The sequence below is a fragment of the Anoxybacteroides rupiense genome, assembly GCF_014196195.1.
In the GTDB taxonomy this organism is placed as follows: domain Bacteria; phylum Bacillota; class Bacilli; order Bacillales; family Anoxybacillaceae; genus Anoxybacteroides; species Anoxybacteroides rupiense.
Genome location: NZ_JACIDF010000006.1, coordinates 159,312 through 183,886 on the forward strand (window position 1 = coordinate 159,312; position 24,575 = coordinate 183,886).

The 24,575-nt window shown below is 41.2% G+C and carries 19 protein-coding genes; 16 read left to right on the forward strand and 3 right to left on the reverse strand.

The genetic code is table 11. The features are described 5' to 3' along the window. The first annotated feature begins 16 nt into the window (after positions 1-16). The 12 genes from nagE (at position 17) to GGQ95_RS11805 (ending at position 15,012) form a co-directional block, all read left to right on the forward strand. Positions 17-1,393, forward strand: coding sequence for an N-acetylglucosamine-specific PTS transporter subunit IIBC (nagE, locus tag GGQ95_RS11750; RefSeq protein ID WP_159719835.1), 1,377 nt, complete (start codon positions 17-19; stop codon positions 1,391-1,393). Between the two features lie 77 nt (positions 1,394-1,470). Continuing rightward, the gene (locus GGQ95_RS11755; RefSeq protein ID WP_183186834.1) at positions 1,471-2,202 is read left to right on the forward strand and encodes an SIS domain-containing protein; all 732 of its coding nucleotides are present in this window, start codon (positions 1,471-1,473) and stop codon (positions 2,200-2,202) included. Between the two features lie 748 nt (positions 2,203-2,950). Beyond that, positions 2,951-4,186, forward strand: a complete 1,236-nt coding sequence (locus GGQ95_RS11760; protein WP_159719832.1) for an EAL and HDOD domain-containing protein — start codon at positions 2,951-2,953, stop codon at positions 4,184-4,186. A gap of 351 nt (positions 4,187-4,537) precedes the next feature. After that, positions 4,538-6,271 (forward strand): methyl-accepting chemotaxis protein, encoded by a 1,734-nt coding sequence (locus GGQ95_RS11765; RefSeq protein ID WP_183186835.1) that lies wholly within the window; start codon positions 4,538-4,540, stop codon positions 6,269-6,271. 431 nt (positions 6,272-6,702) lie between these two features. Continuing rightward, positions 6,703-7,581 carry a GNAT family N-acetyltransferase gene (locus GGQ95_RS11770; protein ID WP_183186836.1) on the forward strand — a complete coding sequence of 293 codons (879 nt, stop codon included), beginning with the start codon at positions 6,703-6,705 and terminating at the stop codon, positions 7,579-7,581. A gap of 106 nt (positions 7,582-7,687) precedes the next feature. Then, on the forward strand, positions 7,688-8,491 hold the full coding sequence (locus tag GGQ95_RS11775; RefSeq protein WP_066149832.1) for a DUF2935 domain-containing protein: 804 nt from the start codon (positions 7,688-7,690) through the stop codon (positions 8,489-8,491). Positions 8,492-8,639: 148 nt separating this feature from the next. Then, on the forward strand, positions 8,640-8,867 hold the full coding sequence (locus GGQ95_RS11780) for an alpha/beta-type small acid-soluble spore protein (protein ID WP_044742520.1): 228 nt from the start codon (positions 8,640-8,642) through the stop codon (positions 8,865-8,867). A 554-nt stretch (positions 8,868-9,421) separates the two neighbouring features. Next, a complete protein-coding gene (locus tag GGQ95_RS11785; RefSeq protein ID WP_044742519.1) occupies positions 9,422-10,243 on the forward strand; it encodes an ABC transporter ATP-binding protein in 822 nt (273 codons plus the stop codon). Between the two features lie 105 nt (positions 10,244-10,348). Then, entirely contained in the window at positions 10,349-11,203 is an 855-nt protein-coding gene (locus GGQ95_RS11790) for a 5'-nucleotidase, lipoprotein e(P4) family (RefSeq protein ID WP_183186837.1), read from the forward strand. 192 nt (positions 11,204-11,395) lie between these two features. Beyond that, positions 11,396-12,388, forward strand: coding sequence for a zinc-dependent alcohol dehydrogenase family protein (locus GGQ95_RS11795; RefSeq protein WP_183186838.1), 993 nt, complete (start codon positions 11,396-11,398; stop codon positions 12,386-12,388). A 674-nt stretch (positions 12,389-13,062) separates the two neighbouring features. After that, a complete protein-coding gene (locus GGQ95_RS11800; RefSeq protein ID WP_183186839.1) occupies positions 13,063-13,956 on the forward strand; it encodes a DMT family transporter in 894 nt (297 codons plus the stop codon). A 189-nt stretch (positions 13,957-14,145) separates the two neighbouring features. Next, positions 14,146-15,012, forward strand: a complete 867-nt coding sequence (locus GGQ95_RS11805; protein ID WP_183186840.1) for an oxidoreductase — start codon at positions 14,146-14,148, stop codon at positions 15,010-15,012. 69 nt (positions 15,013-15,081) lie between these two features. Here GGQ95_RS11805 and GGQ95_RS11810 read toward each other — a convergent pair whose 3' ends face one another. Then, positions 15,082-17,181, reverse strand: a complete 2,100-nt coding sequence (locus GGQ95_RS11810) for a DNA topoisomerase III (RefSeq protein WP_183186841.1) — start codon at positions 17,179-17,181, stop codon at positions 15,082-15,084. Between the two features lie 441 nt (positions 17,182-17,622). Further along, positions 17,623-18,120, reverse strand: coding sequence for a YhcN/YlaJ family sporulation lipoprotein (locus GGQ95_RS11815; RefSeq protein ID WP_044742474.1), 498 nt, complete (start codon positions 18,118-18,120; stop codon positions 17,623-17,625). Between the two features lie 463 nt (positions 18,121-18,583). On the opposite strand from GGQ95_RS11815, the gene GGQ95_RS11820 reads away from it, so the two are divergent. The 4 genes from GGQ95_RS11820 to GGQ95_RS11835 all read left to right on the forward strand — a co-directional run bounded on the left by GGQ95_RS11820 (position 18,584) and on the right by GGQ95_RS11835 (position 22,410). Next, the gene (locus GGQ95_RS11820) at positions 18,584-19,204 is read left to right on the forward strand and encodes a nitroreductase family protein (protein WP_183186842.1); all 621 of its coding nucleotides are present in this window, start codon (positions 18,584-18,586) and stop codon (positions 19,202-19,204) included. A 24-nt stretch (positions 19,205-19,228) separates the two neighbouring features. Then, positions 19,229-19,624: a DoxX family protein gene (locus tag GGQ95_RS11825; protein ID WP_159719823.1), complete on the forward strand. Its 396-nt coding sequence runs from the start codon at positions 19,229-19,231 to the stop codon at positions 19,622-19,624. 159 nt (positions 19,625-19,783) lie between these two features. Beyond that, positions 19,784-20,839, forward strand: coding sequence for an FUSC family protein (locus tag GGQ95_RS11830; protein ID WP_183186843.1), 1,056 nt, complete (start codon positions 19,784-19,786; stop codon positions 20,837-20,839). A 311-nt stretch (positions 20,840-21,150) separates the two neighbouring features. Then, positions 21,151-22,410 carry an MFS transporter gene (locus GGQ95_RS11835; RefSeq protein ID WP_159719821.1) on the forward strand — a complete coding sequence of 420 codons (1,260 nt, stop codon included), beginning with the start codon at positions 21,151-21,153 and terminating at the stop codon, positions 22,408-22,410. Between the two features lie 318 nt (positions 22,411-22,728). Here the strand turns inward: GGQ95_RS11835 and GGQ95_RS11840 are convergent, their stop codons facing one another. After that, entirely contained in the window at positions 22,729-23,961 is a 1,233-nt protein-coding gene (locus GGQ95_RS11840; RefSeq protein WP_183186844.1) for an MFS transporter, read from the reverse strand. Between the last annotated feature and the right edge of the window lie 614 nt (positions 23,962-24,575).

The following is a 24,575-nucleotide window of genomic DNA, read 5'->3' on the forward strand; positions in this document are numbered from 1 at the left end:
AGGAGAGAGGATGCTTATGTTAGGTTTTTTACAAAGGCTTGGCAAAGCGTTAATGCTGCCGATCGCTGTTTTGCCGGCAGCGGCCTTGCTGCTTCGTTTAGGTCAGCCCGACTTACTCGATATTCCTTTTGTCGCCGAGACAGGAAATGCTGTGTTCGCCAATTTGCCTTTGCTATTTGCGATCGGGATTGCAGTAGGACTAGCAAAAGATAACAACGGTGCTGCTGCTTTAGCTGGGGCCATCGGATATTTCATCTTAACCAAAGGAGCCGTTTCCATTAACAAGGATATTGATATGTCTGTGTTAGGCGGGTTTATTTCCGGGATTGCAGCCGGTTTGCTGTATAATCGCTATCATAATATCAAATTACCGGATTGGCTTGGTTTTTTCGGCGGCAAACGGTTTGTGCCGATTATCACTTCGCTGACAATGCTAATCGCAGCGCTTGTTGCTGGCTATGTTTGGCCGCCGATCCAAGACGGCATTAATGCGGTCGGCGAATGGATTGTTGGTCTCGGTGCGGTTGGAGTCGGTATTTTCGGCTTTTTAAACCGTCTATTAATCCCGGTTGGTTTACATCACGTCTTAAATAGTTTAGTATGGTTTGTGTTTGGAGAATTTGCTGGAAAAACGGGCGATCTTAATCGCTTTTTTGCGGGGGATCCAAGTGCAGGAATTTTTATGGCCGGGTTTTTCCCGGTGATGATGTTTGGTCTTCCGGCGGCAGCGCTGGCTATGATCGCTACCGCCAAAAAAGAACGCCGCAAAATGGTAGCAGGCGCGTTGCTTGGAGTTGCGTTTACTTCCTTTTTAACAGGTGTGACGGAACCTATTGAATTTTTATTTATGTTTTTATCTCCGCTGCTTTATGTTGTTCACGCTGTGTTGACAGGCCTTTCGCTTGCGATTGCAACGATGCTTGGCATCCATCACGGTTTTGGTTTTTCAGCTGGCGCGATCGACTTTTTCTTAAACTGGGGAATTGCGCAAAAACCGCTCTTATTGCTACTACAAGGAATGATCTATGGCGGAGTTTATTTTATCGTCTTCTATTTTCTTATCAAAAAGCTTGATTTAAAAACACCAGGACGTGAAGACGACGATGAAGAAAATTTAGCATTCCATGATGAACCAACCACCTCCGCAGCCACCAAATATGAGGCATTAGCAGAGAAATATATGGAAGCGCTTGGCGGAAAAGAGAATTTAACAACGATTGATCATTGTGTGACGCGCTTGCGTCTAAAAGTAAAGGATATGTCAAAGGTACAAGATAACCAGTTAAAACAACTTGGGGCTAAAGGGGTCATCCGTCTCAATCAAACCGATCTTCAAGTCGTCATTGGCACCGATGTAGAGTTTATTGCGAATGAAATGAAAAAGCAGGGATAGAGAAAGCGAACGGACCATTGCTGCAAAAGAATGGTCCGTTATGTTCGGAAAGTACCGTAAAGATGGGAGATGGGAATATGCTTGGCAAAAGATATGCACAACGCATCAAAGAACAGCTTCAGCTTGTAGAAGAAACTCAATGGAAAGAGGTGGAGAAAGCAACGCGGCTTATTGCTCATTCCATTAAAGAAGGAGGACTTGTGCATATTTTTGGTTGCGGCCATTCTCACATGCTGGCAGAGGAGATTTTTTATCGTGCTGGAGGGCTTGTTCCGGTTAATCCCATATTCGAAACAAGTCTCATGCTTCATGAAGGGGCTGTTAAAAGCTCGATGCTTGAAAAAACGGAAGGCTATGCTTCGATGATCCTGGAACGTTATCAGCCCCAGCCTAATGAAGTGATGATTATCGTTTCCCATTCTGGAGTGAATGCTGTACCAATAGAAATGGCGATGGAAGCAGTAAAAAAAGGACTAAAGGTCATCGCCATTACATCGTCTGCTTATTCGCAAGTACCTTCCCGCCATTCTTCAGGCCAAAAACTGTATGAATTGGCGCATATTATGATTGACACCCATGTCCCCTATGGCGATGCGCTGATTGCGATTCCACAGTTAAAAGTCAACATAGCCCCAAGTTCTACTGTGGTGGGAGCGTTTATCTTAAATATGCTCATTGCAGAAGTTATCGAAGAGCTGCTTCATTTAGGCATCATCCCACCGGTTTTTGTGAGCGGAAATGTGGAAGGTGGATTTGAATATAATCAATCATACATTCAGCAATACCGTTCCCGTATAAGACACTTGTAGATACAAATCCAACGGCAATGAACAGCCCGCCCCCATCTCTAATAAAAAGAGAGGGGGTTTTTAATTCTCTAGGAGGCGTAGCGATCACTACATCATTTAACCATCCATCGAGAAGTCTCCCACGTCTAAACGAAGTGAATGGTTTGCCGACTACGGCAGAAAGGTGAGGAATCAAGCCATGTCAATGGGGTGTTATTGGATCATCAACACCCCCATCATACAATGAAAAGCATTCGATTGAGCCGGAAGCAGTGAGCCTCAGTTCCCCGTGATGAAGCAATCTTTTTAAGTTTTTATGGAAAGATATCATCTGCCTGCAATCTATGGTTATTTTTTGTAAAAATTTATGTGTTTTGTACAGATATATGGTAAAATAGGACTATATTATGAACCTGTGGTGCTAGTTAAGCATAGTGCACAACTAGATGAATGCCTCAACATTTGTCCACATGTAAGTAAGATCATGCCTCAATTCTGGCACTTGGCTGTTGTAAAATCATCATTATATAAAATGAGCTTCATTCATCTATCTGTAAATACCACTATTGACGATCTAATTATTTTACTTAAAAAAAAAGCGTATGCTAAGAGCAACCAGCTTTGCCTACTGTGGCAGAAAAGCGGGGAAATCAAGAAATGTCAATAGATTTTTCTTAGATTATCGACATATTTGATCTGTAGAGATCAAATATGTCTCATGGCGAACTTTATATTGTTATATCATTATGATGTTAATGGGGGATCAGTGATGGACATTTATGTGGGACGGCAGCCTATTCTCAACAAAAAATACGAATTGTTTGGTTACGAATTGTTATATCGAAGCGGCGAGCAAAATTTTTATGACTCCATTGATGGAGACCATGCCACAATAGACGTCCTTATTAATAGTTTTATGAATATTGGAATTGAAAAATTGACAAATGGCGCGCGCTGCTTTATTAACTTTACGGAAAAACTGCTAGAAAAAAACATTCCTCTCTATTTTCCAAATAAATTGATTGTCGTTGAAATTCTTGAAACTATTCCATATTCCGAGAAGTTGCTTCATATATGTAAAAATCTTAAAGAAAAAGGATATATCATCGCTTTGGATGATTTTGTTTTTCAAGCAGATTATCGTCCTCTTTTTCCTTACATCGATTTCATTAAGATTGATTTTTTTGATTTAAATATCGAACAAGCTCGTTATATTCAAAACATCATCAAGCAATACAACATTCAGTTTATTGCAGAAAAAATTGAAACGCACGATCAATTACAATTGGCGACTCATCATGGATTTTCCTATTTTCAAGGATATTTCTTCAATAAACCAGTCGTTTTAAAAGAAAAATCTTTACCAAAAATAACGAATACTTCCCGTTTAACGTTGCTAAAACAAATGAACCAAGCGGAGTTCAATTTTGATAAAATTGTCAAAACAATTGAAAATGATCCAGCGCTTGCGTATCGTTTGCTAAAAGTGGTGAACTCATTTTTCTTATACTCCTCTCCTAAAATTAAATCCATTCGTCATGCAGCTATTTTGCTTGGTGCCAGCTATTTACGCAGCTGGCTAACGATATTAACGTTCCAAGAAGCCAGCAATCCATTTGAAAATGAGGTGATTGTCAACTCTTTAATTCGGGCAAAAATGTTGGAACAAGTTGCGGTTCGTTTAAATATGCATGAGGAAAAAGACAGCTTGTTTTTTATGGGGATTTGTTCTTCCTTGCACATTTTGCTTGAACGTCCTTTAGCCGATATTTTAGATGAATTAAACGTAGATGAGGCGATTAAAGATGGACTATTCAAAGAAAAACACTTGTTTTTTGGTTTATATCAATTTGTGTTGGCCATTGAGCTCAATGATTTGATGAAAGCGAAACAATTGGCGGAAGAATTGGGCCTTTCTTTGTCAGAAGCATTATTATGGTATCAACAATGTATTGAATGGGTAGTTCAATTGCAAAGAAACAGTGTCAACAGTGAGCAAAGGTAATTTGGATGGGAATCTTGAAGAAATCTAATTTCAGCTCTTGACGCTAGTTGGATCTTACGCGCAATGAATATATAGATTCGGATAGAAAAAGCGACATCCAACTTGATGCGCCACGATTTGTCATCAAATGGGCAGATGATTCCCGATTTTGGCGGTCGGACGAATAATACCGCCTATCGACAAGTGGATTTGTCGATAGGCGGCTTGTTGCTTAGCGCTCTGTCACTGTTGTGACTGGGATCTTATTTACATATTTTTTAAAACGAATGATAAAAATAAGAAAAAAGGACTAAATTCGCAGTATAATAGAACTACCTTATATATTGTGACAAAAGGTGAAGGGGGGATTATATGCTGTTAAAATGGCTACAACCAAATGTGCAAGAACTCCTTGAACAAGGAACAGACTATTCTTTTGAAGGTCGTTTTGCTGACACACTATCATTTAATCATTTTACTAAGGAAGATTTCCGTCAATTGCAGGACGTTTATCAACTACTCGCTTCTCATCAGGATGAACTTGTGCAGTTTTTTTATGAAATGCTCCAACAAACTCATACAAAAGCAGCGCAATCCATTACTCAAGCTCGCATTACGCAGTACGTCCATGCATTTTTTACGATGGAGCGCAATCGCGCATATGTCAATGAAATTCTGTCCTTTTTCCATTTGCTGCGCAGAGAAAAAGTGAATATTGGCAAATTGATTGTCGCTTTTAATCAATTTAACTTTTATATGGGTACCCTTCTACTGTCAAAAGGGTTTTTGTCCCCTAAACGACATTTAACACTAACGAGGTCGCTACAGCGTGCTTTTAATATCGAATTGGAAGTGCTGGTTGAAGCCTATACGGAAGCGATGCTTGAGCAAATTGCCGACGGCACGGCCCAATTAATGGAGAAAAACGCAGAAATTATGTTTATTAAAGATTTACTGCGCTCTCTTGATGAACAAAATGCAGATGTCCAAATGGTAACAGCTGCAACCGAAGAAATAAACACATCCGTTTCCGAAGTGGCTAATGCAGCAATGGCGATTGCTAAAAAAACTACCTCATCGGTTGAACGAGCGGAAAAGGGCCAGCACATGATGACTTCTGCATTTAACGAAATCATTGAAACAGATGAAATGTTTAACAACATGGTAGAGCGCTTTGAGCATTTACAGCAGCATTTGAGTGCTATTGAAAAAGTGATGCAGCTTGTCAACGGCATCGCGGACCAAACCAACCTTTTAGCGCTGAATGCCTCCATTGAGGCGGCGCGTGCTGGAGAACATGGCAGAGGGTTTGCCGTTGTAGCTGAAGAGATCCGTAAACTAGCGGATCACACCGTTCAGTCGCTTAGCGAAGTACATAAAAACGTAGGAGAGCTGCGAAATATTTCGGCTGAAGTCTCTTCAGCTATTCATTCCACCTCTTCTGTTATTCGCCAAGCTGTTACACAAGCTCAGGAAGCGATGCCATTGTTAAATGAAATCACGCAGGCAATGAATGACATTCAAGATCACACCAGTACGAATGCAGCTGTTGCTGAGGAGCAATCGGCAGCTGTCGATGAAATTGCTCAACGCATGTCCTCGATTGCTTCGCTAACAGAATCTGTGCGTGAAATTGGCCAAACAACAGGAAAAACGGTGCATCAGTTAAGTAAAGCCATTGACCAATTTCGATTGCAGCTCGTTCAAGATAGTGGTGTTCATCTTTCTTCAAAAGCACTTCTTTATTTGGCCAAAACAGATCACCTTCTTTGGAAATGGCGAATTTATAATATGATGATCGGCTTTGAGCATATTCGTGCCGAAGATGTGGCCTCTCATCGCCACTGTCGTCTTGGAAAATGGTATTTTGATCCCGAAATACAAGCCCAATTAAAGGGAGTCCCGGCCTTCGATCAGCTGGATGAGCCTCATCAGCGTGTTCATATCGCGGCAAAGGAGGCAGCAGAATTTTATGCCCAAGGACGCCTCGAACAAGCAGAAGCAAGTTTACGCCGATTGGAGAAAGCCTCTGCTCAAGTCATCGAATGGCTCGATGAGCTGATTCATAAAATCGAACAAGAGCGCACTTTTGAAACCCGTCTCTAGACAGAGCGGGTTTTTTATAGATTGATTGAAAAACTTTTTCCTATCTAAATAGCGTATACTATTTGTGAAGTTACATTCATGTGTAAAAATACATATAGAATGAAGAAAAATTTGATTAAAAATGATCATGTTATTTATTGCTTTTAATGAATAGAACGGAAAGAGCTTATGGATGGAAGGCGGATAGGTGAAAAAAGGGCGATTTTTAAAAGTTTTCCATCCATGCTTTTTTCCAGACATTATTCGTTCAATCTGTATCCATAAGCAAAAAATGCTCATCTCGGTTCCATGGCGGTTCATATCATAAAAGAAGAGGCAAAACCCAACACGGTCTCAGACAGCAGCAATTGCCCTTTCTTCTTCGCTGAACAGAGTGACAGAAGCCACAAAACATTGAATAATTGAGAAGAAAGCAGAGAGGAGACAGATGTATGCTACATATTAAACGATTATCACAATGCACGTTAGAGGAAGCAGTCACGGCTTGGAATACGGGTTTTGAAGGATACTATTTTGATGCTACGATGACCGTTGAACGATTTTTAGAGAGGCTCGTACTTGAAGGATTATCTCCAACGCTATCAATCGTTGCTTTTCAGGATGAGAAGCCAATTGGCATCATCAAAAATGGCATTCGTCTGTTCAATGGGATGAAAATTGCTTGGAATGGCGGAACGGGGGTGGCGTCTGCATTTAGAAAAAAAGGCATTGGAAAAGCGATGATGGAAGCTGCCCTTTCTATCTATCAAGAAGAAGGTGTCCAGCTAGCCACATTAGAGGCGATCCGTGCCAATCAAAGAGCAATTTCTCTTTATGAACAAATGGGATATCAAATGGTCGATGAGCTGGAGCATTTGGAATGGAAGGGAGCTTATCTACATGCAAAGTCAGCTTCCTATCCTTATCTAGTGGAAAAGACTATTCCGCAACAAGTGAGTGATTTGTCCTTTTATAAAGGATTAAACCCTTGGCAAACACAGTGGCAAAGTGCAAAAGATGGAGAGGCGATCATCGTAAAAGACGAACAAGGACTTCCCATCGGATATGCTTATTATCGCAGAAGTTTTCATGGACATGGAAAACATGAAAAAACGATCTTATTTCAATGTGAGGCTCATCCTGAGAGAAACGATGCAGGAGATCTCGTTCGTTTTATGATTGATCAAGTGCTCGCCTTCGCTGACGATTTGGTCGTTACGATCATTCCCAATCTGCCTGTCAATCAATCTAAACAAACCTATTCCATTTTAAAGGAAATTGGGTTTCAGACTATCGTCCAGCAAGTATTTATGGTGAAAGAGCTGAAATAAAGAAAAAATTAGAATCTCTCCTTTATGAACGGATTGGGGCATAGGCCATGCCATTTGGGAATACATATTGAAGTGGTTTCGATTTTTTTAGAAGGAGAGGGCATTCATGAGCAGTACGCTGGAAGAGAAAGCGAGATTTGAACATCGATTTTGGCTTCAGGTTTTAGGTGATCATGCCCGATTTATTTATGAGGCTTTGGCTCCAGTAGAAAAAGAGGATATTGCGACTGCCTACCAGTTTATCCAAGCATTTGACCGTCTTCTTGGCAAAACGGATTCGGAAAATTGGTCTCAATTAACTTTAGCGGCAGAAGCGGAAGCGCTGCGACTGCGCGAATTTAAGCTGCATCTGATCAGAAAGCATTTATTGGGACAAATCAAAATACATCTTTCACCAACCTTTCTTAATCATATGGTGAATGAGCTGGAGGAATATTTGCGACTATTGAGTTATTTTAAAGCTAACCAAGTGCCGCCTGTTTCTCATGAGCTTCACCATCATTTAATTTGGCTGTTAGACGCTGCGGGGCATGCCGGTATCATATCTTCTAATTTAGATGACGTCGAAAAGTCATTAAAGAAAAAAAGCAAAAAATATCAAAAGAACTTTGAAGCTTTTTATTTAAAAGCGGTTGAACTTACCGGATATTTGCGTACGAATTTATCTAGCTTTCCTGCATTAAAAAAGATGAATTCGGATGCCGCATTAGAGATTAAACTGTTCCAGCAATTTCTTCAAGAATTAGAGGAGCTTGAACTTAGCGCCCAAGCTCTTGGCACGTTCACCGCGCTTATGGCGGATCATATGTTTCGCGAAGAGTGTTATTATTTAATGAAACTGGCTGAATCCGCTGACTTAGAAAGTCCGCATTGCGATCCGGCCAAACCTCGAATAGAAGAACGAACCTAATTTCTTTATGCGGTATGCGTGCTGCTTTTTTTGAATGTTTGATTCGCAATTTTCATCATTCCATAAATTACCTGAATTAATGATGAATAAAACACTTTTTTTAATAAATATTAATAACAAACTATTAAAGGAGATGATGATATTGCCAATGTCACAACAACACGGAAGAAGCAGCCAATCAAATGAGATTTTAATTCCTCATGCCGCGGCTGCGATTGAACAAATGAAATATGAAATCGCTCGTGAGTTTGGTGTCGAGCTTGGTCCTGATACAAGCTCTCGAGCAAATGGCTCTGTCGGAGGAGAAATTACAAAACGTCTTGTCTTAATGGCTCAAGAAAAATTACAATCAGCTTTTCGTCCAACGATCCATTAATCGCTATATAGACACAAGGTTTACATCCAGGAAGGGTTATAATTCGACCCTAATCACAGTTTCATTTATTAAATGTATTAAATGGATCATCGACATTCCTAAAGTCGTATCTTTTCGTAATGGAAAAAAAGCATCTTAATCTTCATCATGAATGATTAGGATGCTTTTATTTTTTAACTGTGGTCAAATCATCGGACCACATTTCTATAAACATTTTGATTTCTTCCTATTTTTCGATGGTTACATGATGAAGAGAAGTCTATAACCTACCTTGAACCTTCGAAAAACATCTATCTCTTTCCTTATCGGATGCTGCTCTGTTCATTTTCCAAACGATCATTTACAAAAAATAGAAAGGGAATTATAATAAAATGTAATATTCAGAATTTTTTAATTGAGTTGTTCGGACTGCTGTTATCCAAAGAACATTCATACAACTTACAGCGCCGTTCCCTATGAACCCGATACATGTTTAGAGCGATGGGCTTGTAAATGTCGCGATGTTGGCATGTTTTGCGGTGTGGAAAGATTTTAGAATAGAGGTGTACAATAGAATGGAAGCAATTATCCAGATGAACAATGTATCACTGATTAAAGGAAATCGGGTCATTTTGAAAGAGCTGAACTGGGAAGTTAATGAGAAAGAGCATTGGGTTATTTTAGGTTTGAACGGTTCAGGAAAAACCTCTTTATTGAATATTGTGACAGGCTATCAATATCCAACAAAAGGAGAGGTAACGGTTTTAGGAAATGTATTTGGCAAAACGAATTTGCCGAATCTTCGAAAGCAAATCGGTTTTGTGAGCAGCGCTTTAGACGCTTTTCAATCAACGCTTGCCTCTGAATCAGTAGAGGATATTATTATCAGCGGCAAATTCGCCAGCATTGGTTTATATGAAAAAACGACGGATGAAGATAGGAAGCAGGCAGAACAGCTGATGCATATGTTTCGAATGAACCACCTGCAAGGAAAAGCGTATGATACATTATCGCAGGGAGAAAAGCGGAAGACGCTGATTGCCAGAGCCTTGATGGCCCAGCCTAAGCTGCTCATATTAGACGAGCCTTCTGTTGGATTAGACATTTTAACGCGGGAGGAATTGCTATGGTCTATTAAAGAGATTATCGCTAGTCAACGCTGCCATATTCTCTATGTCACTCACTATATCGAGGAGATTATTGAAGAAATGACACATGTTTTAGTATTAAAGGAAGGGAAAATCATTGCTTCGGGAAAAAAAGAGGAAGTGCTGATCGATCAACATTTATCTGAAGCCTTTCAGCTAGACATCAGCGTTCGTTGGGAAAATAAGCGGCCATGGGTTTCTATTCACCACAAAGCAGAGACACTTCATTCCAGCTATGATAAAAGCTGATGGTGCGATGCGGTTGAAAAAGAAAGATGCATGATCAGCAAAAAAAGTGTAAAAAATACAAGAGGACATGCTTCAAAACACAAGGCAGCTTAGGAGGTAAACAGCATGAACAAATGGAGCAACACATTAAGCGGTCTGATTGCTGCAAGCATTTTTTCTTTTTCCGTCTTTGCAGTGAACGCTGAGACGGCCATAGCGCCGCAGTCAGTAGAACAAACGGTGCCATCCACATCCAACAACGAACATATGCTGATGGCTACCCTTTGGTATCAGAAATCAGGAGAGATGCAAGCACTTTATTATCAAGCATACAACCTGGGGAAAATGGTGGTTGACGACGCTCTTAAACAGAAGCGCAATAGTCATTCAAGGAAGAAACTGGCCATCGTGCTCGACATTGATGAAACCATTTTAAATAATAGCCCCTATGAAGCTTATATTATTCAAAAAGGAGTGCCGAACTTTACCGACTGGCATAAATGGGTGATGCAAGCACAAGCAGAAGCTCTTCCAGGTGCTGTTGAATTCCTTACATACGTTGATTCAAAAGGAATCGATATTTTCTACGTGTCCAACCGCGATGAAAACGAGGGAAAGGCAACGATTAAAAACTTGAAGGAAAAAGGATTTCCACAAGCAACAGCGGACCATATGCTGTTTCGCGCCAAAGAAAATAGCAAAGAACCTCGCCGGCAAAAAATCCAGCAAACCCACGAAATTGTAGCATTGTTTGGAGATAATTTAAGCGATTTTACAAAAGAGTTTGACCAAAAGCCATTAGAAGAGCGCAATGCTAACGTGGATCGCTTCCGTGAAGAGTTCGGCCGCAAATTTATTGTTCTCCCGAATCCGATGTACGGCGACTGGGAGAATGCTATTTATGGCTACGACCTTGACCAAACGTTTGCTGAAAAAGCGAAAGTAAGAAAACAAGCATTGAACGCATATCCCTTGAAGTAGCCGTTGATCAGCTATCTTCCCCTTTTTCATTTGCTTCGAAAGGTTGTTCGTGGTGGCAGTGATTTTCACCAAGAACGACCTTTTTCTGTAACACGATGCCCCCAACTTTATAGATAGTCTTGAACAATTCTCTATTATATATATACTGAAAATAACGTCTGATTATTTCTACTAGAAAAAGGAGGGGAGCATTTGCAAGCAAGATGTATCCGGTTTGATGAATTCGGAAACCCTGAAAATGTATTGAAATTGGAAAATAAACCTATTCATCGACCTAAAAACGGAGAAGTGCTTGTTCGTATGAAAGCACGCCCGATCAATCCTTCTGATCTGCTGTCAATCCAAGGAGTTTACTCCCACCGCATTTCCTTACCTGCGATTCCCGGATATGAAGGAGTAGGAATTGTTGAAGATGTCGGCCCTTTGGTTTCACGAGATTGGGTTGGCAAGCGTGTCCTTCCTTTGCGGGGGGAAGGTACGTGGCAGGAGTTTGTCAAAACATCGGCGGAATTTGCGGTCGTAATCCCTCATTCTATCAATGATGTTACTGCTGCACAACTATATATCAACCCGGTTACCGCGTGGGTTATCTGCACCGAAGTATTAAAGCTGCGACCAAATGAGATTTTATTAGTCAATGCTTGCGGTTCCTCGATTGGCCGAATTTTTGCCCAGCTTTCAAAAATTCTCGGATTTCGCCTAATCGCCGTGACAAGAAACGATCATCACACAAAAGAACTGCTTGACCTTGGCGCTTCCTATGTGATTAATACATCAAATACCTTGTTATATCGGACTGTTATGGAACTTACGAATGGATTGGGTGCGACTGCGGCTGTTGATTCCATCGGCGGAGCGGACGGGACTGAGCTAGCCTTTTGCGTTCGTCCTGAAGGAGTGTTACTAACAATTGGCCTTTTATCAGGAACTCCTGTCAATTGGATGAAAGTGTCAGAAAAGGCGAAAGTTCATATAAAACTGTTTCATCTTCGCCACTGGAATCAACAAGTGTCTGTACAAGCTTGGCAAGAAACTTTTGACCATTTGCTCGAACTTATCCATGAAAAGAAGCTACAGTTGATGACGCCTGCTGCCTATTATTCATTAGGCGATATAAAGGAAGCGATCCGCGCGGTCGAAGCCACACCGTTTAACAAAGGAAAAATTTTTTTGACGAGTCCCTAAAAACGGCTTATGGAGTGTTTTTTACTTAAAACTCAATTTGGGGTGATTGCGAAAGAATCTCTCAAAAAATCCATATCATCAGCGGAAAAACGACGCTAGCAAGAACGTTATCAGCCTAGTTTCATATTCTGTTCTATGAATGAGACAACATTGTCTGGAAAAGATCCAAAAGAAGAAGTGAAAAGGAAGGAGATAAGTATTTTTCGCACATGATTCGTCCAAACGCTTGAATGATTGAAGGGCGTCTAGTATACATGGGGATCCGAAAGTTTTTGCGAGGCCGAATGGCTCCTTTTTCTAAATACGAGTGATTTGAAGAGAATACGGCACATCATCAAGCGATTTATTTTGCAAAAATGAAGCTGGAAAAGCGAACGATCAACGATCTTCAACATCTTCATGAAGGAACTATCTTTGTTGAAAAAGAAAACGAACAGGTTCATCGTTCTGAAAGATAGCAACAGGATAAATGGACCGCGTCTCCTTCAAGCGAAAAAATGAATCGTGTACGGAAAATTAGATTGTTTAAGATTTCAAAGTGATTATAATTGTATCTAGGATGCTATATGATTTTGCGATAACCCGTTCACCCAAAAAAAAGTAAAGATGGGGAAGAGGTTTTAAAGGATCGCAGCATTTCGTTTTAGATTTTAATGATTTGAGGTGCAAGCAATATGTGGAAAGGATATGTGCTCGTATTTTTATCAGCAACGGGATTTGCCTTCATTCCCATCTTTGCATTATATGCATACGATAGCGGTGTAACAGTCACAACTTTGCTGTTTTTGCGTTTTGCGTTTGCTGCACTTTTCTTTTTTATGTATTTACTTATCAAAGAAAAGCATTGGAAAGTGTCATGGTCCCATCTTTTTTATCTGTTTTTGCTAGGCGGCATTTGTTATACTATGCAATCTACTTTTTATTTTAATGCAGTGAAGTACATCCCGTCCTCACTAGCGGCTTTATTGCTTTACTTAAATCCGATCTTTGTCGCTATTCTTTCATTTTTCATCAATAAAGAGCAGCTAACCATGCGAATCATCACCGCGATAGGTATTTCTTTAATAGGGATGATAATGGTGTTAGGGGCTCCGGCGGGGGACATTCAACCAGCCGGTGTAGGACTGGCGATCGGAGCAGCGGTGATTTATTCGATCTATATTATTATGGGGAGCAAAGTGACGGCACAAGTACAGCCGATTACGACTAGCGCCTATATTGCGTTATTTGCGGCGATGTCCTTTTTTATATGGGGCACATTGACGCAAACGCTTCATTTTCATTTTGATCATATCGGCTGGCTTCCCGTCATCGGAACCTCTTTCTTCTCTAGCATTCTCGCTATGCTTACATTTTTTGCCGGAATGAATATGATCGGGCCAACCAAAGCATCGATTCTAAGCATGATTGAGCCAGTCATTACGTTTCTCCTATCTATGGTATTTTTGCATGAAACAATGTCCATGATGCAAATCATTGGTGGGCTGATTGTACTAAGCGGCGCCATGTTAGTCGTAATGGCAAGAGAAAACAGGACCGAAAAGAAAGTAGCCTCCATCCGTTCATGATGGGGGTTTTTAACATGATCCGCCGAGAAGTCTGCCCCCTCAGGGAAGAAGGTTTATTTCTGCAACCATAACAAAAGTGAGGAAAGCAGGAATGACTGCTATCTTTATCCAATTGAATATAGGCACGTTTAACACATTAATCAGGAATATGACGGAAGAAGAAACAAAACGTCAGGAGGGGCTGATTGTATGAATCAAAATTTACATAAATCTCCCGTTGCGTTTGTGACAGGGGCATCAAGCGGCTTTGGATTACGGACAAGCCTGGCGCTTGCTCGTGAAGGTTATCAGGTAGTGGCTTCGATGCGAAACGTTCAGAATAAAGGAGGACTAGAAACGGCCGCTCAAGAAGCTGGGGTCATCGATCGGTTAGAGGTTATTTCATTGGATGTCACCGACTTTTTCGCTGTGGAAATGGTCATTCAAGACGTAATCAACCGTTATGGGCAGATTGATGTATTAGTAAACAACGCAGGCTTTGCCGCAGGTGGCTTTACAGAAGAGCTTGATATCGAGGAATGGCAGCAGCAATTCCAAACGAACTTTTTTGGACTAGTCGCTGTCACAAAGGCGGTGTTGCCATCGATGAGAGAGCGTCGAAATGGCAAGATCATCAATATCAGCAGCATTAGCGGACGAATCGGGTTCCCTTCGATGGGCCCTTATGTAGCATCAAAATTTGCCGTAGAAGGGTTTAGCGAGTCGCTTCGTTTGGAAATGTTGCCATACGGAGTTTATGTCGTGTTAATCGAACCTGGTTCTTACAAAACGGATATTTGGTCCAAATCGATAGGAAGAGTAACGATCTCTCCTCATTCCGCTTATGCCAAAGAGATGAACGCCGTTTTAAAATACGCCAATCGCGTTGCAGAGACAGCACCTCCTCCAGACGAAGTCATTCGCAAGATTGTCGAGGTAGCAAAGTCCCCAGCCCCAGATTTACGATATCCGGTTGGCAGAGGGGTGAAACTAACGATAGCGCTGAAAAACCGACTTCCGTGGAAGTGGTGGGAGCGGATGGTCATCAAGCAGTTTCACAAAGAAAAAAGATCGTGAGGAGAGAGTGTCTAAAAAATCGGCGCCTCTTTCGTAAAAAGAAAAGAGGCGCCCGTTTCTAGTCTTATGTTAGCTTTCCTTTTTGTCTAATGCTTGTTTAAGCAATTCTCCTAAACTTGTGCCAAATGCGTCGTTTTCCGCGCTATACTTTTTCAACAACGCCCGGTCTTGGCGGTTAATCGCTGTGCTTTTCTTTTCCTCGGCTTTTTCGACCATGTTGCAACGGCGGCATTGAAAATAAACGCCCGCTTTTCCTTCATGGATTTCCATTCGTTTTTGACATTGCGGGCAGCGCCGTTTCGACAGCTTCGCTTCCTTTTTATGCTTGCGATAGCCGCACTCCGTGTTAGAACAGATGAGCACTTTGCCTTCTTTCGTTGTCCGTTCCTTTAAAAACGAGCCACATTCTGGGCACATTGAGCCTGTCAAATTGTGCGCCCGGTAGGTTTGCTTGCTTTGTTTAATCTCAGAGACAAGCTGTTCTGTTTGCCGGCGGATGTTTTGCAAAAAGGCTTTCGCATTTCCTTTTCCGCGAGCGATGGCTTCCAGCTCCCGTTCCCAGCGCGCTGTTAGTTCAGGTGATCTCAGCTCTTGATTAACGAGTTCGATTAGCTGTTTTCCTTTTTTTGTCGGATATAAGCGGCTATTTTTTCGTTCCACTGCCTCCGTTTCGAGAAGGCGCTCAATAATATCGGCTCTTGTGGCAGGTGTGCCAAGGCCGTATTTTTCCATGTGTGATAAAATATCAGCTTCTGAATAACGAAGGGGCGGCTCTGTAAGTGCTTCTTTAAGTTCTAGCTCATTCAATGTCAACACTTGTCCTTTTCTTATGATCGGCAAATGTGGCCGGGATGGCTCATTGTCGCTTTTTCCTAGAACTTTGCGAAAACCGATATCCACGACTGCTGTTTCGCGAGCCGCTAGCTGCTCGCCTCCGGCATCAAAAACAACATGAATCGTTTCATATTCATAAGCAGGATAAAATAGCGCCAAAAAACGGCGAGCAATTAAATCATATAGTTTTCGCTCTTCGTCAGAGAGCTTCATCAGATGGAGCGGCTCTTCCGTTGGAATAATAGCATGATGGTCCGTTACTTTTTCTTGATTAAACACCCGTCTGGCGATGACCTTGCTTTTTTTGGCCAGAAGCGGACCAACTTCTTCCTTATAGCTTCCTGCCATCGCTTTCAGCCGCTCAAGCATCGTTGCTTCCATATCTGGTGTTAAATAGCGGGAGTCTGTACGCGGATAGGTGACAAGCTTATGATGCTCATAGAGCCGCTGCAAGATATTTAATGTTTTCTTTGCGGAAAATCCAAACCGTTTGTTGGCCTCGCGCTGCAGCTCAGTTAAATCATAGGGAAGCGGCTGTGGTTCTGTTTTTTTCTTTCGTTCTATAGAAATAACGGATGCTTGTTGTATTTGCAGCTTTTGATATAGCTGATGGGCCGCTTCTTTTGAAAAAATTCGCTTTTCGCCATTCTTCTCCCAAACCGCTGAAAATGGGCCGATGCGGGCATGAATGGTCCAATACGGCTTAGGGACAAAGTGCTGAATTTCTTTTTCACGCTCTATAATCATGGCGAGCGTCGGGGTTTGAACGCGTCCGGCCGACAGAGGTTCATTATACTTTGTCGTTAACGCTCTTGTGACATTTAAACCGATCAACCAATCCGCTTCTGCGCGACAAACAGCCGATTGATATAAAGAGTCAAATTGTGCTCCTGGTTTTAGCTGTTTGAATCCATCTCTAATCGCTTTGTCTGTTTGCGAAGAAATCCATAAGCGCCAGAGCGGCTTTTGCCACTGGATTTTTTGCAAAATCCATCTGGCGACAAGTTCGCCTTCGCGTCCTGCATCTGTAGCAATGATGCAATCCTTAATATCTGGGCGTTTAGCCAAATGGGCAATCGCCCTAAATTGCGGACTTGTTTGTTTAATAATAGTTAATCCCATTTTCTGTGGAATAATCGGCAAATCCTCGAGTCTCCATGTTTTATATTTCGGATCGTAATGCTCCGGCATTTTTAATTCAATTAAATGGCCAAGCGCCCATGTGACAATATATTTGCTTCCTTCAAAGTAGTGCTTATGAGGCTGTTTGCAGCCAAGCACACGGGCAATTTCACGGGCGACGCTCGGCTTTTCAGCAAGAACGAGAGATTTCAATGCTATTCTCCTTTCCATCCATCAACAGATTACTTGATTAAGTATAACGGAAAGAACACCGTTTTGCATCTTAGAGGAGAAAGGGAATTAAGTTTTTATGTTGAAAATGACTATCAGACAGAAGAAAATGGTTTCTATTTTTTGTAATGAAGGATGTATCGTAACCTGAATCACGGTATAATGAGGCTGGTTTTCCTTTTTTATGTTTATGTAAAACCTAAAATTCGCCCTTGTTTCAGTCTGCCAGGAGAGATGTTAAGCATACGAACCATTTTGCATAAAAGCATCATTCGAAGATCGATTAGAAAAAGAAAAAACGGACTAAAGTTAAACAAGGAAAAAGCTCAATCAGCCAAATAAGACTCAGGCTGATTGAGCTTTCTTACTATGATCGATTATTCTTGTGCTACTTTTTCCATTTAATCTTGACTGCTCGTTTGATTAGCGCGCTGTTGGAAAGACGCGTCTGACCATTTCGCTAAATTCCTCGAAAAGTCCGGAGACCGGTCTCCCTTGCTGCAATTTTTGTGAATAATCAGCCATGCGTTCGACAAAATCAGGATTTGTTGAAACAAACACATTATCGATTTTTGGATCTGTCTGTTTCACTGTATTCGCAATTTTTCGCTCAACATCCTTTGTCATTTTGCCTTTTAGATGATTGCTGAGTATAACCGCGACATACGCTGTACGATTAGCGACAATCACATTTGCATCGCTTACTTCTTTCAAGTCCGCAACGCGGTCAGCTGCTGTTTGGGCGACTTCCATTCTTGTTTCTTGATTCGTCGGACGGTTGCGGTCAGGCGGATTATACCGGACATTTTGCACGCGGTTATCGTTATTTCTTGCTTCATTGTCATAATTATTAGCGGCACATCCAAACAAAAGAGGAATGGCAAGTGCCAAGGTCATGATTAGTTTTGCATATTTCAGCATGATTAGATCATCTCCTTTCAAGAAAAATCATCTCTGTTGTTAATGTGTCTCCATTTCCCTTTTTTATACGGTTAATCCGGAAAAAATAAGCGCCGGCTGTTCATGCATGTGAAGGAAGATAGAATGAATCATCTGTCGATGAACAATTAAAGATGTAAAAACTTAAAGTGTTAAGTTTCAGCACGACAGGAAAAAAAATTGACAAAATGAAAAAAAGCGTAGTATATTTATCTTTAATTAAAAATAAATTAATTCGAGATATTTAAAAAATCTTTAAGAGCATTCAATATGGATTTGGTTTTAGGACTTGCCTGTCACACATAATTTATAGAAAGAAAAAAGATCTTAGCACAGTACCGGCAGATCCTCCTATAAGCTAGCCGTTTTGTGAGGTGAAGGGCAAGTAAGAAAGTGTCTTGAATTAACAATATTTGAATTAAGTATAAAAACTGGAGGAATCGAAATGGAATCTTTCACACAATTAGTCAAAGAACGTCGTTCCGCTCATAATTTTCTTGAAAATCATCCGATTAGCGAAAAAGAGCTAAATGAGATCTTCGAGTTAGTAAAGCTCGCGCCATCAGCTTTTAATCTACAACATACTCGCTATTTGGTGGTTCTTCATCCTGACTTAAAAGAAAAAGTAAAAAAAGCTGCTTACGGACAACACAAAGTGTCGACAGCGTCTGCCGTCATTGTAGTCTTAGGAGACAAAAAGGCTTATCGAGAAGCAGCTCACATTTATGAAGGGCTTTTAGCACTGGGAATTTTAAATAAGCATGAATTCGAGCAAATGGTAGGGGATACCGTTTCTTTTTATGAAAACAGGGGCGAAGTCTTTCAGCGGGATGAAGCGATTCGAAACGCATCGTTATCAGCCATGCTGTTTATGCTCGCTGCTAAGAGCAAAGGATGGGACACTTGCCCAATGATCGGCTTTGATCCTAACGAACTGAAGCAAACGTTAAATATTTCAGATCCATATGAGCCTGTGCTGATGATTACAGTAGGGAAAGAAAAAATTCAAAGCAGAAGGCCAAGAGGATACCGTAAACCGGTATCTGAATTTGTTAAATATTTATAAAACATCTTAGGGAGGGACAGAAAAATGATGGATGTAGGTTTATTGATTATTCGATTGGTGGTTGGTTTAACATTTATGGGACATGGTGCACAAAAATTATTTGGATGGTTTGGCGGTTATGGGATCAAGGGAACAGGAAGCTGGTTTGAGTCCATAGGCATGAAACCGGGGGTGACGATGGCCTTGTTGGCTGGATTAGCCGAGTTTATTGGCGGAGCTTTATTTGCTGCCGGCTTATTCACTTGGATCGCAGGATTGCTTCTCGCGCTTACGATGCTTGTGGCCATTGTGAAAGTCCATCAAGCGAACGGCTTTTGGGTTACACAAAATGGTTTTGAATACAATTTCGTTCTGCTCGCTGTTGCGATAGGAGTTGCCTTGATTGGACCTGGACAGTACGCAATGGATGCCCTTTTCTAAACAATAAACTTCTTATTGGGATTGAAGGAAAGCAGCCTTCAATCCTTTTTTACGGTTTAGGGGATCTAAAATCGTTTAGTTGTCATAATTTATTCGTTCCCGTTCATAATAACGATACAAATCGAAAGCAAGGAAGCCAGTTGGGATAAGGGGATTGTTATGAAAAACAACAAAAGCAGACAACAGCGCGATCTAATAAAAGGAATCATGCTTATCGTCAAAATTGCATTGGCAGCTGGCGTATCATGGGAGGTAGCGAAGCTGCTGGGCTCCAAACATCCTTACTTAGCACCGTTAACCGTCATTCTTTCTATGCAGGAAACCGTTTGGCATTCAGCTGCCTATGCTTTTTACAGAATGATTGGCACTGTTTTTGGCGTGGCTGTGACGGTCTTTATTGTCAGTCGTTTGGAGGTAAGTGGATGGACGATTGGCTGCTTGTTGCTTGGAGGGATGCTGCTTCCCGTCATACTAAGAGTACATAAAACCATCATTCATCAAGTGGCCTTGACCATTTTGTTAGTGTTTGTCTTTGCTCATCAAACAGCCAGTTATGCCTCGGATCGGGTGAGAGATACCATCGTCGGAGCATTTACCGCTATTTTCATTCACATGTTGCTTTTTCCACCGAGCTATATGAAAGAAGCCGGACAAACCTTAAATCAATTTGGTTTTCATCTTATCCAGCTATTTAAGAGAAGTGCTGATTGGGTCCATGGTCACTGTGATCCTCTTGAGGGACAAGCGTTAAAAAAAGATGTAGCCGACCTGCTGCAGGAGCTGCATCAAGTGCAGAAGGATTTACAAAAAGCAGAGAAAAGCCTTAAATTAAACATTTTCTCAAAAAATAAACAGCAGTCATTAAAGCAATATAAGCACATCCTTTCGCTATTGACAACAGGCTATCTGTATATTTCCAACATTCTTCCTCCGTTCCACGACTGGACCAAAATGGGAACGATGTCAGCAGATGAACGAGAGCAATGGACCATGCAATTAAAAATGCTGGGGGAATACATGGGAAATCAGCTCCATCAAGCAATGGAGAAGCAAAATCATTCAGGAGCTTCCGGGCGGATGCCTGACTTGCTTGACTTATCTGCGCTTTCCCTGCAAATTAGTGTTCCGTCAGAGTTAAAATGGTACCGATATCCATTAAGTCTGTATCAGCAAACCGCCCAACTCATTCAAGAATTAAAAATGACACGGCAATAACGGAGGAGAAGTAAGCCTCCTCCTTTTCCTTTGCCATGCAAAGCCAATCAATTAGTAAGCTTGATATCGCATCTATACATATTAAAGAGGAAAATTTTTATTGGTAAGGCTTGCTTGAACCAATAAATTAGATTAATATCTAATTAGATGTATATCGAATTAAAGAGAAAGATAATAACGCTTCCGCATTTTCATCAGATGATGGAAAAATCAATTAGTAAAAAAATGATGAGCAAACAACGACGATATCCATCATTTATTATTTTTTGCTCATCTAATTAGATATATATCAAATTAGAGAGGGGAATTGGATGGGAAGCATAGCTTATCTTTTGCAACAAGAAAAGCATTATCTGCGGCTATTTGGAGCGGGAATTGTGAATGGAATCGGCGATCGCTTTAGTCAAGTGGCGCTGTTATCGAAGCTTTTAGAATTAACGGGTTCCGGATGGGCTGTTGGTGCTGTTTTAGCCATTCGTGTTTTTCCTTTTTTATTATTCGGTCCTTTAGGAGGAAAGCTGGCCGATCAGTTTTCACGAAAAAACATCCTAATTATAACCGATCTATCTAGAATCATTTTTGCGATTTCATTGGCATTTGCCAATAGCGCAGATGATATTTGGCTGATTTACATGAGTACGTTTATGCTAGCCGCAGGAGAATCCATTTACGCTCCTGCGCGAAAATCGTGGATTCCGTTGCTTGTCAAAAAAGATCATATCATCAAAATTAACAGTTTAGAGCAAGTTATGCTTGGCATTGTTTTAATCGGAGGATCATTGTTCGGGGGAATCGTGGCTTTTTATTTTGGAACGGATTTGACATTTTGGCTGAACGGGCTTTCATTTTTGCTTGCGGCTTTTATGATCGCTTCCATTCCATTCGTCCATCGAAAGAGAGAGTCAGATAAAGAAAAAAGAACAGGCATCTTTCACTCGATCCAAACAATCAAAAAGTTAGTAATAGCTTCTGCCGCTTTGTATATTGTCTGCTTGTTTGAACTGATTGTGCCGCTGTTTAATGGCATTGATAATGTTCTCATTAGCATCTATGCCATTCAAGAGTTTCATCTTGGCGATATAGGAGTCGGTCTGTTTTACGGGGCTCTTGGAGTGGGATTAATGTTAAGCTTTATGATTTCCCAGCGAATCACTCAGCATCTTTTATTCATTGGGCTGGCGGCACTTATAATAGAAGGGATAGGTCTTATGGTTTTAAGCCACGTCTACTTAGCATGGATCGCTTGTCTGCTTTATATTTTCATCTCTTTTGCATCTGGTATTTGCAATACATGTATGGATTCCATCGTTATGCAAGAAACACCTGTTGGCCAGCAAGGCTTCGTATTTGGATGGCTGGTAACCGTGTCAAACACCTTCATCGGAATATCCATGTTCACAGCTGGAATCATATTAGAAGCCGTCAGTAATCGAATGCTTGGTTTATTGGGAGGACTCGGCTTTGTGCTAACAGGGCTATTTCTTGCTATGGTATATTGGACTAAACAAAAGAAACGAATGATGAGAAAAGAATCATTTGATACGAATAGTCGAGGAGAAGATACGCGATGAACAAGCGATTGGTTGGTGCGGATATTTACCATGAATTTGTATAATATATTTTCACGGTTCACGGCCGCATTGGCATAGTGACAGTGAAAACGAAAATGTCGCTTCTTATCAATGGAGGTTGATTTTTAACACATCTACCGAGAAGCTCCCCCTCTAAACGGAATGAAGGCAGGAGAGGTTCATAATGCTAATGAATGAAAGTTTCTGTTTTTAAAGGAGGCAAAAAAGCTGTTGAACGTATGACTTGATTCATACGCTCAAACAGCTTTTTGTTTCAGGCTGCCTCATGCCGCCCAAACGGCTGGGCTTTGTGAGCTGTCATGATTTAGCTTTAGCAGGATGAAGCATTCGAAACATCGGAAGCATGATGATCATCCCAATGAAAAACAGCGCGGCGGAAATCTGATAAATAAGAAATAGAGATAGCTGTTCCTTCAAGAGACCAGACAAGCTCATTGTAATGACCATCGCTCCCATGAACATCGGTGTCAATATGCCGTTGACACGGCCTACGAACGCTGCATCCGTTTGATTCATAATAATGGTGTTCATGCCGATATGAAAAGCTGGCATAAACAAACCAATAGAAAACTCTGCCAATAGAGTGAGCCAAAACAGAGTGGACCAGCCGATCACAAAAATCCCTATGGCCATACTGCCCATTCCCATCATGAGTAAAATATGCGGCGCCACTCGATGGGAAAATGCCATAGCTAAACCTCCACCGATCATCATAGCGGCCCCGTGTGCGGCGAACAGCCATTGCAAATAGCTTTCTTCCATCCCAAGCCGCTCAGTCACAAGAAAGATAGACAAAGGCTGGATTAATCCCATCCCGAATCCAGCGGCAATAAATCCTCCGCCAAGAATCACAAGCACTTTACGCGACCATACATAGCGAAAGCCTTGCTTCATTTCATTCCAAAGGGGGACAGAAGAATCAGCTTTTTCGATTCGATCCGGCGGCAGCAGGGTTAGCACAAGAGCAGAGAATAAAAAAGCGAGACCGACGATCGCCATGGAAATATAAATTCCAAATTGTTGAAATACAAATGTTCCTAATACAGGGCCAATCACAACAAAGACGGCCATCATGGTTTGGAATAGCGACATGCCTGCTTGCATCTGTGCTTCGTGAACGTGCACTTTAAATAATTTCATTCCCGAAGGCTGAGAAAACTGCGATAAAATGGCAGAAACAAAGGTTGCGAGAAACACTGCTTTCCATGTGCTAAATAAAAGTGCAAGAAGGATGGAAAAGATTGACAGGGCACTTAAGAGATCACACCAGATCATCGTGCGTTTAGGCCGCCAGCGGTCGGCAAACGTTCCGCCGATAAATGAAAAGATAAAAATGGGTGCAAATTCAGCCACTGAAATAAGTGAAACAGCAAGTGCGTTGCCATTCGTTTTTTCGGTAACAAACAATAAAATCGTAAAGTTGCGAATCCAAATGCCGATTTGGATAAGCACTCCTGCTGTCATAATCGTTTGAATAAAGCGATTACGCAATAGCGAAGCCATAGATGGATTGGTATGTGTTACGGACATAACATAACCTCTCTACTTGTATTTATTTTCAAACTGTTAAGGCTTTGCAAGATTTAGCTGCCATGACACTCCAACTGTTGGCTGAATGGAGATGGAGCAAGCAGCATGAGAACTGTTCCTCTCTGTGCCAACTGTTCAAATGCTTGCTTAAAAATATGGCCGGCGTAAACGAGTGAGGATGACTGCTGTTAATCGCATCATCGGCTTGTTCCTTTAAGAGGAATGCCGCATATCAAACCGCCCCATTTTCATGATGAAAAAACATGCTTGATTTCTATTGGTTTGAACCCTTTTCCAATTCTCTCCTTTAGCAAACGTGTAAAAACAATAGGAGAAAATATACGAATATACGTTCTGTATCTCTATTATCAATCATCAGTGGCCATTTGTCAACTAAATAATCAATTTTTGAATTGATAGAAAAAGGGGGGATTAAAAAGCGAAAACATCCGCCAAAAGGGATTTTCATATTTTTGCCGAATGAAAAATAGAAAACAAACTTCTCTAAATAAATACTATATAACTCTCCACATCACATAAAAGAGAAAAAGTCGTTCAATAACATTTTTGTCCCTCCTTTTGCTGTATCAACTGTCCGTGGGTAAAAAATGGAT

Coding starts and splice junctions, on each gene's coding strand:
- nagE (WP_159719835.1), top strand. CDS start 17: ATGTTAGGTTTTTTACAAAGGCTTGGCAAAGCGTTAATGCTGCCGATC.
- GGQ95_RS11755 (WP_183186834.1), top strand. CDS start 1,471: ATGCTTGGCAAAAGATATGCACAACGCATCAAAGAACAGCTTCAGCTT.
- GGQ95_RS11760 (WP_159719832.1), top strand. CDS start 2,951: ATGGACATTTATGTGGGACGGCAGCCTATTCTCAACAAAAAATACGAA.
- GGQ95_RS11765 (WP_183186835.1), top strand. CDS start 4,538: ATGCTGTTAAAATGGCTACAACCAAATGTGCAAGAACTCCTTGAACAA.
- GGQ95_RS11770 (WP_183186836.1), top strand. CDS start 6,703: ATGCTACATATTAAACGATTATCACAATGCACGTTAGAGGAAGCAGTC.
- GGQ95_RS11775 (WP_066149832.1), top strand. CDS start 7,688: ATGAGCAGTACGCTGGAAGAGAAAGCGAGATTTGAACATCGATTTTGG.
- GGQ95_RS11780 (WP_044742520.1), top strand. CDS start 8,640: ATGTCACAACAACACGGAAGAAGCAGCCAATCAAATGAGATTTTAATT.
- GGQ95_RS11785 (WP_044742519.1), top strand. CDS start 9,422: ATGGAAGCAATTATCCAGATGAACAATGTATCACTGATTAAAGGAAAT.
- GGQ95_RS11790 (WP_183186837.1), top strand. CDS start 10,349: ATGAACAAATGGAGCAACACATTAAGCGGTCTGATTGCTGCAAGCATT.
- GGQ95_RS11800 (WP_183186839.1), top strand. CDS start 13,063: ATGTGGAAAGGATATGTGCTCGTATTTTTATCAGCAACGGGATTTGCC.
- GGQ95_RS11805 (WP_183186840.1), top strand. CDS start 14,146: ATGAATCAAAATTTACATAAATCTCCCGTTGCGTTTGTGACAGGGGCA.
- GGQ95_RS11815 (WP_044742474.1), bottom strand. CDS start 18,120: ATGCTGAAATATGCAAAACTAATCATGACCTTGGCACTTGCCATTCCT.
- GGQ95_RS11820 (WP_183186842.1), top strand. CDS start 18,584: ATGGAATCTTTCACACAATTAGTCAAAGAACGTCGTTCCGCTCATAAT.
- GGQ95_RS11825 (WP_159719823.1), top strand. CDS start 19,229: ATGATGGATGTAGGTTTATTGATTATTCGATTGGTGGTTGGTTTAACA.
- GGQ95_RS11830 (WP_183186843.1), top strand. CDS start 19,784: ATGAAAAACAACAAAAGCAGACAACAGCGCGATCTAATAAAAGGAATC.
- GGQ95_RS11835 (WP_159719821.1), top strand. CDS start 21,151: ATGGGAAGCATAGCTTATCTTTTGCAACAAGAAAAGCATTATCTGCGG.
- GGQ95_RS11840 (WP_183186844.1), bottom strand. CDS start 23,961: ATGTCCGTAACACATACCAATCCATCTATGGCTTCGCTATTGCGTAAT.